We start from the raw sequence: 16,680 nt of genomic DNA, 5'->3' as shown, positions 1-16,680 counted from the left end.
CTCACTATGTTTTCCGCAATGCGCCACCGATTCGTTGCCCTGGCGCTCGGCGTTTGCTTTATCCTTCCGGCTCAGGCAAAAAATCAATCTTACGGTGAAATAGCCAGTATGCAGGCGCGGCATATTGCGACGGTCTTTCCGGGCCGCATGACCGGAACCCCAGCCGAAATGCTCTCGGCAGACTATATTCGTCAGCAGTTTGCGGATATGGGCTATGAGAGCGACATTCGCGCTTTCCACAGCCGCTACATCTATACCTCACGCAATAAAACGCAGAACTGGCATAACGTAACCGGCAGCACGGTCATTGCGGCGCACGAAGGAAAGGCGGCTGAGCAGATTATTATTATGGCGCACCTTGATACCTACACGCCGATGAGCGACGCTGATGTCGATAATAACCTCGGCGGGCTGACGCTTCAGGGACTGGATGACAATGCGGCGGGGCTGGGCGTCATGCTTGAGCTGGCCGAACGCCTGAAGAATATTCCGACGAAATACAGCATTCGCTTTGTTGCGACCAGCGGTGAAGAAGAAGGAAAACTCGGCGCTGAGAATCTCCTTAAGCGCATGACCGCTGAGGAGAAGAAAAATACGTTGCTGGTGATTAACCTCGATAATCTGATCGTGGGAGATAAGCTCTATTTTAATAGCGGACAGAGCACGCCGAGCAGCGTACGTAAACTCACCCGCGACCGCGCGCTGGCGCTTGCCCGCACGCATGGCGTCTATGCCGCGACAAATCCGGGCGGTAACCCCGATTATCCCAAAGGCACGGGCTGCTGTAATGACGGTGAAGTGTTTGATAAGGCGGGCATTCCGGTGCTGTACGTCGAGGCAACTAACTGGGCGCTGGGCAAAAAAGATGGCTATCAGCAGCGCGCTAAATCGAAGGCGTTCCCAAACGGGACCAGCTGGCATGACGTGCGGCTGGATAATCAGCAGCACATTGATAAAACGCTGCCGCAGCGGATTGAGCACCGCAGCCGGGATGTCGTGAAAGTGATGCTGCCGCTGGTGAAGGAGCTGGCGAAAGCGGGGAAAGCCTGATGCAATTAAGCCCGGTTGCGCTGCGCTTACCGGGCCTACAACGGCACGAAACGTAGGCCCGGTAAGGCGTAGCCGCCGCCGGGCGAAAAAACATTACCCTTCGTGCAGCCCGCACTCGCGCTTCAGCCCAAAGAATCGCGTCTCTTCTTCCGCCATTCCCGGTTCCCATTTACGCGTGGTATGGGTGTCGCCTACCGACAGGTAGCCCTGATCCCACAGCGGATGGTACTTCAGCCCGTGCTTTTGCAGATACTGGTACACCGTGCGGTTATCCCAGTCAATGATCGGCAGCACTTTGAACACGCCACGCTGCACCGCCAGCACCGGCAGCGTTGCCCGGCTCCCGGACTGCTCGCGGCGGAGCCCAGCAAACCACGTCTGCGCATGAAGATCTTTCAGCGCGCGGTTCATCGGCTCGACCTTGTTGATCTCATTGTATTTCTCGATGCCCTCAACGCCCTGCTCCCACAGCTTGCCGTAACGCGCCTCCTGCCAGGCCGCGCTTTCGGTTGCGCGATAAACCTTCAGGTTCAGCTTGAGCTTGTCCGTCAGCTCGTCGATAAACTGATAGGTCTCCGGGAACAGATAGCCGGTATCGGTGAGGATCACCGGAATGTCCGGACGGATCTGATTCACCAGATGCAGACTGACCGCCGCCTGAATGCCAAAGCTCGACGAAAGCACATAGTCTCCCGGCAGGTTTTCCAGCGCCCACGCCACGCGCCCTTCGGCGTCGAGCTTTTCCAGTTGGGCGTTAGTTTCTGCCAGGGCCAGAATGCGTTCAACTTTTGGCAGGTCATTAAGGGCGTTTAGATCGAGTACGGACATAAGAACCTCGTTTGCCTGTTTCGCCGGGCGGCACTGCGTTTGCCCGGCCTACAAAACCCGTAGGCCCGGTAAGCGAAGCGCCACCGGGCAAAGGATGGATTATTCCCAGAAATCCCTTGCGGGATCGAGCACCGGGCGAATGATACCCGCACGTACCGTAAAGTCGCCGAAGCCTTCACCCGCTTCGCGCTCTTTCGCCCAGCGTCCGATAAGCACGTCGAGGGAATCGAGAATTTCCGGCTCGGTGATGTTCTCGCGGAACATACGCGGAATACGTGTCCCGATACGGTTACCGCCCAGGTGCAGGTTATAGCGACCCGGCGCTTTCCCTACCAGACCGATTTCGGCCAGCATCGCGCGGCCGCAGCCGTTCGGACAGCCCGTCACGCGCATAACAATATGCTCGTCCGGAATACCGTGTTTTTCCAGAATCGCCTCCACTTTATCAGTGAAGGACGGCAGGAATCGCTCGGCTTCGGCCATCGCCAGCGGACAGGTCGGGAACGACACGCAGGCCATTGAGTTTTCACGCTGCGCACTCACCGCATTCATCAACCCGTGCTCGCGGGCCAGCTCTTCAATTCTCGCCTTATCGCTTTCCGGCACGCTGGCGACGATCAGATTCTGGTTGGCGGTAATACGGAACTCGCCTTTGTGGATCTTTGCGATTTCCAGCAGGCCGGTTTTCAGCGGACGGCCCGGATAATCAAGAATACGGCCGTTTTCGATAAACAGCGTCAGGTGCCAGTTATTGTCGATGCCTTTCACCCAGCCGATGCGATCGCCGCGACCGGTGAATTCGTAAGGGCGGATCGGCTCAAACTTGATGCCCGCGCGACGCTCCACTTCTTCTTTGAACGTCTCGACGCCTACGCGCTCAAGGGTATATTTGGTTTTCGCGTTTTTACGATCGGTACGGTTACCCCAGTCGCGCTGGGTCGTAACCACCGCCTCTGCCACGGCCAGCGTGTGCTCCAGCGGCAGGAAGCCGAACTCGCTCGCGGTGCGGGCGTAAGTTTTCTTGTTACCGTGCTCAATGGACAAACCGCCGCCCACCAGCAGGTTAAAGCCGACCAGCTTGCCGTTTTCGGCAATCGCCACGAAGTTCATGTCGTTGGCGTGCAGGTCGATATCGTTCTGCGGCGGGATCACCACCGTGGTTTTAAACTTACGCGGCAGGTAGGTCTGACCGAGGATCGGCTCTTCATCGGTGGTGGCGACTTTCTCCTGATCGAGCCAGATCTCCGCATAGGCGCGGGTACGTGGCAGCAGATGTTCGGAGATTTTTTTCGCCCACTCGTACGCTTCGGCGTGCAGCTCAGATTCGTACGGGTTCGAGGTGCAGAGCACGTTACGGTTCATGTCGTTGGCAGTCGCCAGCGCGTCCAGACCCACGGAGTGCAGCATCTGGTGCACCGGCTTGACGTTCTTCTTCAGAATGCCGTGGAACTGGAAGGTCTGACGGTTGGTCAGACGAATGCTGCCGTAGATTGTGTTTTCACCGGCAAACTTGTCGATCGCCTGCCACTGTTTCGTAGTGATTACCCCGCCCGGCAGACGACAGCGCAGCAGCATCGCGTGACGCGGCTCCAGCTTCTGTTCGGCACGCTCGGCGCGGATATCGCGGTCGTCCTGTTGGTACATACCGTGGAAACGGATCAGCAGGAAGTTGTCGCCTTTGAAACCGCCGGTCAGGCCGTCATTTAAATCTTCGGCAATGGTACCGCGCAGGTAGTTGCTTTCTACCTTCATGCGCTCGGCATCAGTCAGTTTGCCTTCGACCACCAGTGGGCCAGGATGTTTTTCGCTCATTAGTAGACATCTCGCTGATAACGGCGCTCTACGCGCAGCTCACTTAAAAATTCATCCGCCGTTTCGGCATCCATACCGCCGAATTCGGCAATCACTTCCAGCAGTGCCTGCTCAACGTCTTTCGCCATGCGATTGGCGTCGCCGCAGACATAAATGTGGGCGCCGTCATTGATCCAGCGCCACAGCTCTGCGCCCTGTTCGCGCAGTTTGTCTTGTACGTATACTTTTTCTTTCTGATCGCGGGACCAGGCCAGATCGATGCGGGTCAGCACGCCCTCTTTGACGTAGCGCTGCCACTCAAACTGGTAGAGGAAATCTTCAGTAAAGTGCGGGTTGCCGAAGAACAGCCAGTTTTTACCCGGCGCGTCGTCTGCCGCACGCTGCTGCATAAAAGCGCGGAATGGCGCAATACCGGTGCCCGGGCCAATCATAATCACCGGCGTTTCGGGGTTCGCCGGCAGGCGGAAGTTGTCGTTGTGCTCGATAAAGACGCGAACTTCGCCCTCTTCTTCCACGCGGTCTGCCAGGAAGCCTGACGCCCCGCCCGCCCGCGCGCGGCCTTCGATGTCGTAACGCACCACGCCAACGGTGATGTGGACTTCGTTTTCCACTTCCGCCTGCGAGGAGGCGATGGAGTACAGGCGCGGGGTCAGCGGACGCAGCAGGCCGACCAGCGCGTCAGCATCCAGCTGTGCCGGAGAGAAACGCACCATATCGACAATCGGCGTTGTCGCCGCGTATTGCTGTAACTTCGCCTTATCCCCGACCAGCGGAAGGAGCGATTCGCTGCGGGTTAAGGTGGCGTAGTTTTCAACGATGTTGGCGGTGTTCACCGTCAGTTCGAAATGCCACTGGAGCGCCTCGGAGATCGAGAGCGTTTTGCCATCCACGGTAACCAGTTCATCGCCTTTCAACCACAGCAGCTCGACCAGCTCTTTCACCAGCGCCGGATCGTTCTGATACCAGACGCCCAGCGCATCGCCAGGCTGATAACGCAGGCCAGAGTCACCGAGATCGATTTCGATATGGCGCACGTCTTTTTCTGAATCACGGCCCGTGATTTTCTGGTTTACCGACAGGCTCGCCGTCAGTGGCGCCTCTTTCGTGTAAGGGCTGGTGTGGATTTCGTTAACGGTGCCGGCTGCGGTAACGGCGGCCTGCGCTGGCGTCTCTTTCGGGACGCGGGCCTTCAGCACCTCAACGATGCGCGCCCGCCATTCGGCGGCGGCAGCCTGGTATTCCACGTCAGCGTCTACGCGATCCAGCAGGCGCTCTGCGCCCAGCTCCGCCAGCTTGCTGTCGAAATCTTTACCGGACTGGCAGAAAAATTCATAGGACGTATCACCGAGGCCGAAGACGGCAAAGGCGGTGCCCTCGAGCTTTGGCGCTTTTTTCGAGAACAGGAACTTATGCAGCGCGACGGCTTCTTCAGCAGGCTCACCTTCCCCCTGCGTTGACGCCACCACCACCAGCAGTTTTTCTGACGCGATCTGTTTGAATTTATAATCCCCGGCGTTGACCAGGTTAACGTTCAGCTTCGCGGCGAGCAGGTCATCACGCAGCGCTTCGGCCACACGCCGGGCATTACCCGTTTGCGAAGCGGAGATAAGCGTGATGGCAGGAATTTCAACGGCCGTTGGCGGTACGCCTGCCACAGCACCCGGCTGCTGGTTCAGCATTCCCCAGAAATAGCCGGAGACCCAGGCAAGCTGGGTGGGTGAAAAATCGGAAGTCGCGGCCTGGAGGCGCGCCAGTTGCTCCGGGTTAAGGGGAAGCAAATTTGAAGGTGGGGCCTGTGTTGTCATGCGTCGTTATGTTCCAGTAGCAAAGCGGACTTTAAGCGAATAAATCCAAACTGAAGATAAGGTTAACGGCGGGGATAATAACAATTAAAGAAGGGATGGAAATAATTAATAACCAAATGGACTAACCTGTTTTAGTTATCGTTCTTAACGATAAAAGCGATTAAATAACCATATGAAATAAAACAACAAAAGTCGATAAACACCATGAATACGAGGCGGTGACCGTTCAGAGCCGTTTTAGTTAATGATAAAAATTGTGCTTTCCGGTACTATGCGGCGGTTTTCTCCGCATTCCTGAGAGCTATGATGTCCACCACACTGTTTAAAGATTTCACCTTCGAAGCCGCACACCACCTTCCACACGTTCCTGCCGGGCACAAATGTGGCCGCCTGCATGGACACTCGTTTATGGTGCGTCTTGAAATCACCGGTGAAGTCGATCCCCATACGGGCTGGATCATGGACTTTGCCGAACTGAAGGCCGCGTTTAAGCCGACCTACGATCGTCTCGATCACTACTATCTGAATGATATTCCGGGCCTTGAAAACCCGACCAGCGAAGTGCTGGCGAAATGGATTTGGGATCAGATGAAACCGCTTGTGCCGCTGCTGAGCGCGGTCATGATCAAAGAGACCTGCACGGCAGGCTGCGTCTACCGCGGGGAGTGAATCTCCTCCGTTTCGGCCTCAAGAGGCACGAGCGGCGTAAACTCATAGAGCACCAGCGCATTACTCTCCAGTGATTCTGTCAGTTGCCAGCCGTCATCAATGCGTTCATCGTACAGGGAAAGCGTTGGACGCGCTTTGTGCGCTATCCAGCGCCACATCTCTTCGTCAGGGCCGCTTTCGCTGCTTACCCCTTCAAGCAACGGATAGAGCGCGCCGTTATGCTGATCGAAAAGATGGCGTTTAATTCGCCAAATACCGCGCATGCCCTTCAGATGTAAATGATACTGCTGGCGAAAACGCTGGATGAATGCTTCTTCACTGGAAAGGAGCGGATTAAAAACCACCACATTACGCAGCAGCAACTGGTAACCATTGTGATGGCGCGTGAGCAGAACACGCCCGTCGTTTACCAGCACCTCGCCCCGCAGGCGTTGCCAGAGCCAGAGTACCCAATAAACCGGCCGTGGAAGACCATGGTTGTACTGTAGCGCAAGGCTTGACGTATCGATGGTATTGTTCGCACGAGCTTCACCCTGAAGGCCCGAATTGAGCCAGAATCCCCCTAGCCAGACCTGTTCCGATAGCCCGAGCAGGCTCTGCATCAGCAGCGCCCCACGAAAAAACCAGCCGTTTGTCGCCCGCGTGTTCCCGGTGAGGGTATTCCAGGAGAGAAGCCAGACGGGAAGCGAACATTTGCGCAGACGAAGGGCGGCGATAATCTGGCGGATCTTCTGTACCGGATAATTTTCTGTAGAAGAGAGTTGGGCTGGCTCCCGCTGCGCAGGATCGAGAAGTTCATTGGCATCGGCTGAACAGGCAAGAAAATCGGCCTGCATCAGGATGGCTGAGCTGAACAGGGTATTGTCGCTCACGCCCGCGCTGTCGGGTGAAAATCGATGCCATAAACCAAACTTTGCCTGTGGCAGATAGTTGCGTATGACGTTTTGTTGCGCCAGCCAGACCTGCTCCCGGGTCTCCTCACTCGCCTGTGTTGACCAGTGCATGACAAAGTGCCAGCCCGCGGTGATCTCGGGCGAAAAATGATTGACCGACCGTTGTAAAAAACGGGCAAGTAGATCGCGACGGGTCGTTACGCCGGTGTGCAGCAGCACCGTCCATTGCTTTTTTGCCAGCCAGGTGAAGAGCTGATGCAGATTGTACCAGCAGGCGTAGCCCGCCATCTGGGGGTCATCCCACCCGGTGGCAAACAGACGGCTGCTGAGAAAAGGTTCGGCGATATCAATTCCCTCTATGGGAATGGCCTCATTTATCGCTTCAAGATTCTGACGAACGTCCTCACGCAGTAAATCGTCGAGCTCACGCAGGGTAATGACCACCCGCATACGGCGCAGCGAGGTGGAGAGAGGATTAAGCTGCTCAAGATCCAGTGTCTGCTCCTGCTGCGGGCGATCGATAAGCGGGGAGGCTCCCCAGCCGCGCGCCACCGGTTCATTGAGCAGGCTAAACAGTTTATCCATGGCCACCGGATAGCGCTGCTCACACCTGTCCGTACGAACACGTGTGGCCTCCGGGTGCTGGCGTCGGGACTTACGAAACTCACCCGGGGACATATTGTGAACACGCCGAAACCGATCGGTCATCATACGCGTGCTGGCGAAACCCTGCTCAAGCGCAATCTGATGCAGCGGTCGGTTCGTCAGACGGAGCGCGTCAGCCGCCTTTTCCAGCCGCAGGGTAGTGATGTACTGCATGAAACTGATCCCCACCTCCTTTCTAAAGAGACGAGAGAGCCAGGCTTCAGAGACATATTCACTCGCGGCGATTTCCGCAAGCGTAATACGGCGAGAATAACTGGCATTGATCCGCTCTATCACCCGGGCAATGCGTTTGCTGTGCGCTGGGGAAAGTTCACGGGACAAAAACCGGGCGGGCTGCTGAAAGCGGCTGGTCAGCAACAGCAATATCTCGCTCAGCCAGCGGTACGCCTCCAGCCGGTAGCGGTGTGGGTCGTTGATGAGGGTGACCACAAGAAGCTGGCGCAGCAGATCGCGAAGCGCATCGCATTGGGGCCAGACGCCTCCGGCTTCTGCCGGTATAGCGTAATCATGGACAAAAAAATCATTGCAGAGCTGGACCACCCAGCGCCCGGAAAGGGACACGCGCAGGGTGATATTTGCCGTTTCGCTCGTGAACTGCCAGCGCCGATGACGGTTGATGATGGCAAGGGTATTGGCCTCCAGGATGTCACGTCCCACATCGGTATTCAGCTCAGCCCGCCCTTCCAGCACCCAGAGCAACGTTAGCGTATCGCCTTCATCCTCCACGCAGTGGCGAATGTCCTGGATCTCCACCCAAAATTCATCTCCCCGCTGATTCATCTTTCCCCTCATCAAAGACAAATAATGACCGGCTCTTTTTTGTCATAACGGAATTGTATGAAAAACAATCAAAACAAAACCGTCGCTTTACAACAAAAAAATGCATTTTCTGGCAGTGCGATCGTCATAGACTCGAAATTATCACCGTTTGGCATAAAAAGGATAACAAAAATGACACATCCAATTATCGAAGCTCTGCGCGGCAAAGAGGCCCAGTTCACTGAATTACGTCGCTATTTTCATCAGCATCCTGAAATTGGTTTTGAGGAGCACAATACGAGCGATCGCGTTGCGGCGTTGCTTGAGGAATGGGGATATGAGGTTCATCGCGGCCTGGCGAAAACCGGTGTGGTCGGCACGCTGAAGGTGGGTAACAGGCCTAAACGCCTGGGTCTGCGCGCCGACATGGATGCGCTGCCTATGCAGGAAAACAGCGGCAAGGCCTGGAGCAGTACCGTTGAGGGTAAATTCCACGGCTGCGGTCATGACGGCCACACCACAACGCTCCTGTATGCAGCGGAGTACCTGGCACGCACCCGCAATTTTAACGGCACGCTGCACCTTATTTTTCAGCCTGCGGAAGAACTTCTGTATGGCGGACGCGTTATGGTAGAGGACGGTTTGTTTGACCTGTTCCCCTGCGACCACATTTTTGGTCTGCACAATATGCCGTCACAGCCCGTCGGAAAAATTGGTCTGCGCGATGGCGCCATGATGGCCTCTTCGGACACCCTTCATATTGAGGTTAACGGCGTGGGGGGGCACGGCGCGGTGCCAGAACATACCGTAGATGCCACCCTGGTTGCCTGTCATATCACTATCGCTTTGCAGTCCATTGTTTCGCGCAATATCACCCCTTTTCAGCCTGCCGTCGTTACCGTAGGCAGCATTCAGGCTGGACATGCCCCCAACATCATCAACGACAAAGTATTGATGAAACTTACCGTGCGCACGCTGGATGAAAGCGTGCGGCAAACCGTGCTACAGCGCATCCATGATATCGCCGTTGCGCAGGCGGAAAGTTTCAATGCCACGGCTACCATTCGACACATTAATGGCAGCCCGGTACTGAAAAACAATCCGCAAGCCAATGAGATGGTGCGCAGCATCGCCACCGATCTGTTCGGTCAGGATTCCGTCGCGGAGGTGAATGCGTTTATGGGCAGCGAGGACTTTGCGTTCATGCTCGAGAAAAATCCCAATGGCTGTTATTTCACCCTTGGCGCTGGCGATGAGCCTGACCGCTGCATGGTGCATAACCCGGGCTACGACTTTAACGACACTATTCTCCTCACCGGCGCGGCGCTGTGGGCCGCACTGACCGAACACTATCTGCGCTGATTCGCACCTTCCCGGGAGGGCTGCATTATGAGTACCGTTTCCCTGACAGACGCATCCGCCTACGCCGGTAACGATCGGCTGCTGGCGGGTATCGTCATGAGCGTTCTGACCTTCTGGCTGTTTGCCCAGTCGGTTATCAACGTGGTTCCGGCCATGCAGAATAGCCTCGACATTGCCCTCGAAACCCTTACGCTGGCCGTCAGCCTGAGCGCGTTGTTTAGCGGCTGTTTTGTCGTAGCCTGCGGTGGGTTTGCCGATAAGTTTGGGCGCATGCGCCTGACCATGACAGGCCTGATTTTGAGCATGATCGGAAGCGGTCTGCTGTTCATTTCATGGGAGCCCGTCCTGTTTCTGTTGGGAAGAGCGATACAGGGGCTATCCGCGGCCTGCATCATGCCCGCCACGCTGGCGCTGATTAAGACCTGGTATGAAGGGAAAGCACGCCAGCGCGCAATCAGCTTCTGGGTTATTGGTTCATGGGGCGGGAGTGGCCTGAGCTCGTTTGTGGGAGGCGCCATCGCCACCACGCTGGGCTGGCGCTGGATTTTTATTTTGTCGATAGTGGTGGCTCTGGTCGCGCTATTGCTTATCCGCGCCACGCCGGAAAGCCGCAGCCCTGATGCGTGTCGACACAAGCTGGATATCAGCGGCCTGGTGAGTTTTGTCCTTATGCTGGTGCTGTTCAATCTGTTTATCAGCAAAGGACACAGCTGGGGCTGGAGCAGCAGTTTATCGCTTCTTGTACTGTGTGGAGCCGTGATTGCACTGATGTGCTTTGTCGTTACCGGGCGGCGGAAGGGCGATGCGGCGTTGATCGATTTCGCCCTGTTTAAAAACCGTGCCTATAGCGCCTCGGTATTCTCAAATTTCCTGCTCAACGGCTGCATTGGCACCATGATGATCGCCAGCATCTGGTTGCAGCAAGGCCATCATCTGTCACCGCTACAGACCGGTATGATGACGCTGGGGTATCTGGTTACCGTACTGGCGATGATCCGGGTGGGTGAAAAACTGCTTCAGCGCTATGGCGCCAGGCTGCCGATGATGACCGGCCCGCTGCTGACCGCAACAGGTATTACGCTGATTTCATGCACCTTCTTAAGCAAAGAGGTCTACATTGTCACCGTCTTTCTGAGCAATATTTTATTCGGGCTGGGGCTCGGATGTTACGCCACGCCCTCAACGGACACGGCGGTAATGAATGCCCCTGAAAACAAAGTGGGGGTGGCTTCAGGGATCTATAAGATGGGCAGTTCCCTGGGCGGCGCAATGGGGATCGCGGTCACCGCATCGCTATACGCCCTATGGCTGCCGATGGGAACGGCCAGTGCCGCGCAGTATGCCTTGCTGTTCAACAGTGCGATTTGCCTTGGGTCGGCAGTCGTGACCTGGGCTTTACTGCCAACAACAAAAGCCCCGCGTTAAGCGGGGCCACACAAGTATCAGGCAATGTTCAGATATTTGTGCGTCTGCATCGACAGGCGCCAGTTGCGGGCGATACAGGTTTCAATGCACAGACGGGTTGCATCGTCTTTCTGGCTGATAGGCTGTAGCGCGATCACGCGCTGCTTTTCGTCCGTCAGCGTCGCCAGCAGTTCGTCCAGCGCTTCGATGTCACGCACGCGCCCCACCGGATGTTTGATCTCATCCGCACGCTCAAGCGCCTGCGACAACACGTCATAACCGCCACGCATATTCACTTTCGGTGAAACCGTTACCCACGTTGAATGGGAGCAGCGCACTTCATGGGTACCGCTGGTTTCGATCTGACAGCTATAGCCGTTCTTCTCGAGCAGTTCGGTGAGGGGCATCAAATCGTGAATGCAGGGTTCCCCGCCGGTGATCACCACATGCCGCGCCGTCCAGCCCTGACGACCAATAATGGCAAGCAGATCTTCCGCGCTGCCCGCGCCCCATTTATCGCTCTCTTTGGTTTTCGCCAGAATGCTGAACAGCGACACTTCCCGATCTGCGAGCTTATCCCACGTATGTTTGGTATCACACCAGGCGCAGCCAACCGGGCATCCCTGTAAACGAATAAAGATAGCGGGAACGCCGGTAAAGTAACCCTCGCCTTGCAGGGTCTGGAACATCTCGTTAATCGGGTACTGCATAGTCAACTCTGTTAAGGGAATAAACGATAAGTATCGCAGATCCCCGTCAGATGATCATGCTCCATCGGTGCTTTGCGCGCCAATTGCCGCCATAAACCGTTCCGTAATTTGCTGCGGTCGGGTGATCGCCCCGCCGACGACAACCGTATGCGCCCCCAACTCCAGACACCTGGCCGCGCGATCGGGGGTATCCACGTTACCTTCGGCAATCACGGGGATCGTGACGGCAGACAGCACCTCTTTCAAAAACGCGCAGTCATTTTCCGGTAGCGAATGGCCCGCGGTCTCTGCCGTATAACCGTAAAGGGTGGTTCCGACACAATCAAACCCCAGCGCCTGCGCGGTCACGGCCTCCTGCACGGTGGCAATATCCGCCATCAGCAGCAGCGAAGGGTAACGGGTGCGGATCTGCGCGATCAGCATGTCCAGCGATACGCCACCGGGCCGTTTCCGGGCGGTCGCATCCAGCGCAACGATGTCCGGGGCGACCGCCATCAGCTCATCCACTTCTTTGAGCGTCGCGGTGATAAACACCTCGCTATCCGGATAGTCCCGTTTGATGATGCCGATGACCGGCAGTGAGACCAGCCCTTTGATAGCCTTGATATCCACCACGCTATTGGCGCGGATCGCAGCGGCACCGCCCTGGGCTGCTGCCAGCGCCATTCGCGACATAATAAACGGGCTGTGCAGCGGTTCATTTTCCAGCGCCTGGCAGGAGACGACCAGTTTTCCTTTCAGATTATCCAGTACAGTTTTCATTACGATAAGATCTCTTCCACTTCGTTTTTGATAAGGGTGACGTGCGGGCCATAGATGACCTGGACACCGTTGCCGCGGACGATAACGCCGCGCGCGCCGGTCGCTTTCAGTGCTGCTTCATTGACTTTGCTACCGTCTTTCACCGTGACGCGAAGGCGCGTGGCGCAGCAGTCAACGTCATCCAGATTGTCTTTTCCTCCCAGCCCGGCGATCACCGCTGCGGCGCGCTCGCTTTGCGGCAGGGTAGCCTCGTCAGCCAACGCCTCCTTTTCACGGCCCGGCGTGGCAAAATCAAAACGTTTAATCAGATAGCGGAAAGTACAGTAGTAAAGGAAGAACCACGGTACGCCTACCAGCGGGACGAACATCCAGTTAGTTTTCGCTTCACCCTGCAAAATGCCGAACAGCACGAAATCAATAAACCCGCCGGAGAAAGTTTGCCCGATGGTGATATGCAGCATGTGCGCGAGCATAAACGCCAGCCCGTCAAACAGTGCATGAATGACGTACAGCACCGGCGCAATAAACAGGAATGAGAACTCGATGGGCTCGGTAATGCCCGTCAGGAAAGAGGTTAACGCCGCTGACAGCAGCAGCCCGGCTACGCGCTTCTTGTTCTCGGGTTTAGCCGTGTGGTACATCGCCAGGCAGGCGCCCAGCAGGCCAAACATCATCGTAATAAAGCGCCCGGACATGAAGCGCGACGTGCCCTCATAGAAGTGCTGGGTGTTCGGGTCCGCGAGCTGAGCAAAGAAGATCCGCTGCGTGCCCTCAACCAGGTGACCGTTAACAATTTCACTGCCGCCAAGCGCGGTGGTCCAGAACGGCAGATAAAAGATGTGGTGCAGGCCAAACGGGCCAAGCATGCGCAGGATGAAGCCGTACAGCAATGTTCCCAGATAGCCGGTGGCATCCACCAGACCGCCAAGGCCAAAGATCAGCTTCTGAAAATGCGGCCAGACCACGGTCATCAGCGCGCCGACGAGTATCGCCGCCAGTGAGCTGATAATGGGTACGAAGCGTGAGCCGCCAAAAAAGCCAAGGAATTGCGGAAGCGCGATTTTATTAAACCGATGATGCAGTGCGCAGGTCACAAGCCCAATAACGACCCCACCAAACACGCCCGTTTCAAGCGTCTGAATACCCAGCGTCATGCCCTGCCCTACGGCGCCCGGGTTCTCATGCGCCAGTTTTCCGGTCAGGATCAGCAGCGCATTGATAGTGGCATTCATCACCAGATAAGCGAGTAATGCCGCCAGCCCTGCCGTACCTTTATCATTTTTTGCCAGCCCAACGGCGACCCCAACAGCAAACAGTACCGACAGGTTTGCGAACACAATCGAGCCTGCACTGCTCATGATGGTAAAGATGGCCTGTAGCCAGCCAACGTCTAAAAATGGATACGCGGTAAGCGTATTCGGATTCGATAGCGCCCCGCCGATCCCTAACAACAGACCTGCTGCGGGCAGTATGGCGATAGGTAACATAAAGGATTTGCCAAAGCGCTGCGCTTTTTCAAACCATCCGCCGGAAGACGCTCCGCTGAACATTTGCATCATATTTTTATCCCCCTGGTTGTTGATGAAAATTTTTACCATATATAATTTTAATTGTGAAAATTACCACCAAAAACCAGGACGCCGATCATACTTTTTCGAAATGACTGGCATCTCTCCCCCGCTTTCCGCCACACTAGTTGGCAGAGAAACGCATTAAGGATCTAGCATGTCGGACCATGAAAACCTGCTGCTGAAGCTACGCCAGGAGGCTTCCGGGTACAGCCCAACGCAACAAAAACTGGGGGAGTTTGTTCTCAACGATCCTGCCAGGGTGCTCTACCTGACGATCACCGAGCTGGCGCGTGAAAGCGGCACCAGCGAGGCCAGCGTCACACGCCTTTGCCGCACGCTGGGCTGTAAGGGATATAACGAATTTAAAATGGCGCTTGCGCTGGATATTCAGCAGGGTTTGCCAGAGCGTCAGGCAGGAGATGCGATAGATAACGTGGTGGATGAGTCTGTCCAGGCGCTGCAAGATACCGCAAAACTCCTCGACCGGGCCCAGCTTGAACAGGCGACACTGGCCCTGCATCAGGCGCAATCAGTGCAAATTTACGGGGTGGCGGCCAGCGCGATTCTGGGAGAGTATTTGCATTACAAGCTGCTGCGACTCGGCAAACCTGCACAGCTGTTTAGCGATATGCATCGCGCCGCCATGAATGCGACGACGCTCTCAAAAGAGACGCTGGTGGTGGCCATCTCAAGTTCTGGCTCTACACGGGATCTGCTTCACGTGGTGAAACTCGCCCGCAAGCGTGGCGTTAAGGTACTGGCGCTCAGCAATACACCCCGCAGCCCGCTGGCCTCCCTGAGCGATTTACAGCTGGTTGCAGCCAAGCCCGAGGGACCGCTGAGCGCGGGTGCGCTCAATGCCAAGGTTGGCGTGATGCTGCTGGTTGAACTGCTTACCACTTCCCTTATTGCAGTAGACAGCCATTACGGTGACGTAAGCCAGCAAACGGCCAGCGCCACGCTGCCGCTTCTGCTATAGAAAACAAAAAACCCGCCGAAGCGGGTTTTTTCATAAGAACGAAAGTTCAGGCTTATGCCTGGCCTTTGATCTCTTTACGACCGTTGTAAGGTGCTTTTTCGCCCAGCGCTTCTTCGATACGAATCAGCTGGTTGTATTTAGCAACACGGTCAGAACGGCTCATAGAACCGGTTTTGATCTGGCCAGCAGCGGTACCCACAGCCAGGTCAGCGATGGTAGCGTCTTCAGTTTCGCCAGAACGGTGAGAGATAACAGCGGTGTAGCCAGCGTCTTTCGCCATTTTGATCGCAGCCAGCGTTTCGGTCAGAGAACCGATCTGGTTGAATTTGATCAGGATGGAGTTAACGATGCCTTTCTCGATGCCTTCTTTCAGGATCTTGGTGTTGGTTACGAACAGATCGTCACCAACCAGCTGGATTTTGTCGCCCAGTACTTTGGTCTGGTATGCGAAACCATCCCAGTCAGACTCGTCCAGACCGTCTTCGATAGAAACGATTGGGTACTGTTTGGTCAGGTCTTCCAGGAAGTGGGTGAACTCTTCGGAGGTGAATGCTTTGTTGCCTTCGCCAGCCAGAACGTATTTACCGTCTTTGTAGAATTCAGATGCTGCACAGTCCATCGCCAGGGTGATGTCTTTGCCCAGCTCGTAGCCTGCTGCTTTAACCGCTTCAGCGATAACAGCCAGCGCTTCTGCGTTAGAACCCAGGTTTGGCGCGTAGCCACCTTCGTCACCAACAGCAGTGTTCATACCTTTAGCTTTCAGAACTTTAGCCAGGTTGTGGAACACTTCAGAACCCATACGCACCGCTTCTTTCAGGGATTTCGCGCCAACAGGCTGAATCATGAATTCCTGAATATCAACGTTGTTGTCTGCGTGCTCACCACCGTTGATGATGTTCATCATTGGTACAGGCATGGAGTATTTGCCTGGGGTGCCGTTCAGTTCAGCGATGTGCTCGAACAGTGGCATACCTTTAGCAGCAGCGGCTGCTTTGGCGTTCGCCAGGGAAACTGCCAGGATTGCGTTCGCACCGAAGTTAGATTTGTTTTCAGTACCGTCCAGATCGATCATGATCTTGTCGATGCCAGCCTGATCTTTGGCATCTTTGCCAACGATAGCCTGAGCAATAGGACCGTTAACAGCGCCAACCGCTTTCAGTACGCCTTTGCCCATGAAACGGGATTTGTCGCCATCACGCAGTTCCAGCGCTTCGCGGGAACCTGTAGATGCGCCTGATGGAGCAGCAGCCATACCGACGAAACCACCTTCCAGATGAACTTCGGCTTCAACGGTCGGGTTACCACGGGAGTCGATGATTTCACGACCGATGACTTTAACGATTTTGGACATTAGATTTTCCTCAGTACAAGTTAAACTAAAACTCCAGACAAACAACGCGTACCAGGGGT

Annotated in this window: 13 protein-coding genes; 5 read left to right on the top strand and 8 right to left on the bottom strand. The window is 55.7% G+C overall.

The features are described from left to right. Positions 1 to 6: 6 nt before the first annotated feature. On the top strand, positions 7 to 1,050 hold the full coding sequence (locus tag C3451_RS12245; protein WP_023298484.1) for an aminopeptidase: 1,044 nt from the start codon (positions 7 to 9) through the stop codon (positions 1,048 to 1,050). Between the two features lie 93 nt (positions 1,051 to 1,143). Here C3451_RS12245 and cysH read toward each other — a convergent pair whose 3' ends face one another. The 3 genes from cysH to cysJ all read right to left on the bottom strand — a co-directional run bounded on the left by cysH (position 1,144) and on the right by cysJ (position 5,495). Continuing rightward, a complete protein-coding gene (cysH, locus tag C3451_RS12240; protein WP_023298485.1) occupies positions 1,144 to 1,878 on the bottom strand; it encodes a phosphoadenosine phosphosulfate reductase in 735 nt (244 codons plus the stop codon). Positions 1,879 to 1,977: 99 nt separating this feature from the next. Beyond that, positions 1,978 to 3,690: an assimilatory sulfite reductase (NADPH) hemoprotein subunit gene (gene cysI / locus C3451_RS12230; RefSeq protein ID WP_023298486.1), complete on the bottom strand. Its 1,713-nt coding sequence runs from the start codon at positions 3,688 to 3,690 to the stop codon at positions 1,978 to 1,980. After that, positions 3,690 to 5,495 carry an NADPH-dependent assimilatory sulfite reductase flavoprotein subunit gene (cysJ, locus tag C3451_RS12225; RefSeq protein WP_045620855.1) on the bottom strand — a complete coding sequence of 602 codons (1,806 nt, stop codon included), beginning with the start codon at positions 5,493 to 5,495 and terminating at the stop codon, positions 3,690 to 3,692. Before cysJ ends, cysI begins: the two co-directional genes overlap by 1 nt. A gap of 303 nt (positions 5,496 to 5,798) precedes the next feature. On the opposite strand from cysJ, the gene queD reads away from it, so the two are divergent. Next, a complete protein-coding gene (queD, locus tag C3451_RS12220; protein WP_006811776.1) occupies positions 5,799 to 6,164 on the top strand; it encodes a 6-carboxytetrahydropterin synthase QueD in 366 nt (121 codons plus the stop codon). Here the strand turns inward: queD and C3451_RS12215 are convergent. After that, positions 6,149 to 8,503: a helix-turn-helix domain-containing protein gene (locus tag C3451_RS12215; RefSeq protein ID WP_045620854.1), complete on the bottom strand. Its 2,355-nt coding sequence runs from the start codon at positions 8,501 to 8,503 to the stop codon at positions 6,149 to 6,151. The two genes, queD and C3451_RS12215, sit on opposite strands and share 16 nt — an antisense overlap. 171 nt (positions 8,504 to 8,674) lie before the next feature. On the opposite strand from C3451_RS12215, the gene C3451_RS12210 reads away from it, so the two are divergent. Next, positions 8,675 to 9,844: a M20 aminoacylase family protein gene (locus C3451_RS12210; protein ID WP_045620853.1), complete on the top strand. Its 1,170-nt coding sequence runs from the start codon at positions 8,675 to 8,677 to the stop codon at positions 9,842 to 9,844. 27 nt (positions 9,845 to 9,871) lie between these two features. Further along, entirely contained in the window at positions 9,872 to 11,269 is a 1,398-nt protein-coding gene (locus C3451_RS12205) for an MFS transporter (RefSeq protein ID WP_032626005.1), read from the top strand. Positions 11,270 to 11,286: 17 nt separating this feature from the next. Here C3451_RS12205 and queE read toward each other — a convergent pair whose 3' ends face one another. The 3 genes from queE to C3451_RS12190 are packed head-to-tail and all read right to left on the bottom strand — an operon-like array spanning position 11,287 to position 14,279. Next, complete coding sequence (gene queE, locus C3451_RS12200; RefSeq protein ID WP_006811780.1) at positions 11,287 to 11,958, bottom strand: 7-carboxy-7-deazaguanine synthase QueE; 672 nt, start codon at positions 11,956 to 11,958, stop codon at positions 11,287 to 11,289. A 54-nt stretch (positions 11,959 to 12,012) separates the two neighbouring features. Continuing rightward, positions 12,013 to 12,720: an N-acetylmannosamine-6-phosphate 2-epimerase gene (locus tag C3451_RS12195; protein WP_023298492.1), complete on the bottom strand. Its 708-nt coding sequence runs from the start codon at positions 12,718 to 12,720 to the stop codon at positions 12,013 to 12,015. Further along, entirely contained in the window at positions 12,720 to 14,279 is a 1,560-nt protein-coding gene (locus C3451_RS12190) for a maltose/glucose-specific PTS transporter subunit IIC (protein ID WP_023306839.1), read from the bottom strand. Before C3451_RS12190 ends, C3451_RS12195 begins: the two co-directional genes overlap by 1 nt. 166 nt (positions 14,280 to 14,445) lie before the next feature. Here C3451_RS12190 and C3451_RS12185 point away from each other — a divergent pair, with 166 nt between their 5' ends. Next, positions 14,446 to 15,270 carry a MurR/RpiR family transcriptional regulator gene (locus C3451_RS12185; RefSeq protein ID WP_015571725.1) on the top strand — a complete coding sequence of 275 codons (825 nt, stop codon included), beginning with the start codon at positions 14,446 to 14,448 and terminating at the stop codon, positions 15,268 to 15,270. A 52-nt stretch (positions 15,271 to 15,322) separates the two neighbouring features. On the opposite strand, the gene eno is transcribed toward C3451_RS12185, so the two are convergent. After that, positions 15,323 to 16,621, bottom strand: a complete 1,299-nt coding sequence (gene eno, locus C3451_RS12180; RefSeq protein WP_022649201.1) for a phosphopyruvate hydratase — start codon at positions 16,619 to 16,621, stop codon at positions 15,323 to 15,325. Positions 16,622 to 16,680 lie beyond the last annotated feature (59 nt).

The organism is Enterobacter sp. 301B, from assembly GCF_003850715.1.
In the GTDB taxonomy this organism is placed as follows: domain Bacteria; phylum Pseudomonadota; class Gammaproteobacteria; order Enterobacterales; family Enterobacteriaceae; genus Enterobacter; species Enterobacter intestinihominis.
Note: the sequence above shows the minus strand (reverse complement) of the source record. Positions and strands in the feature narration are given on the sequence as shown.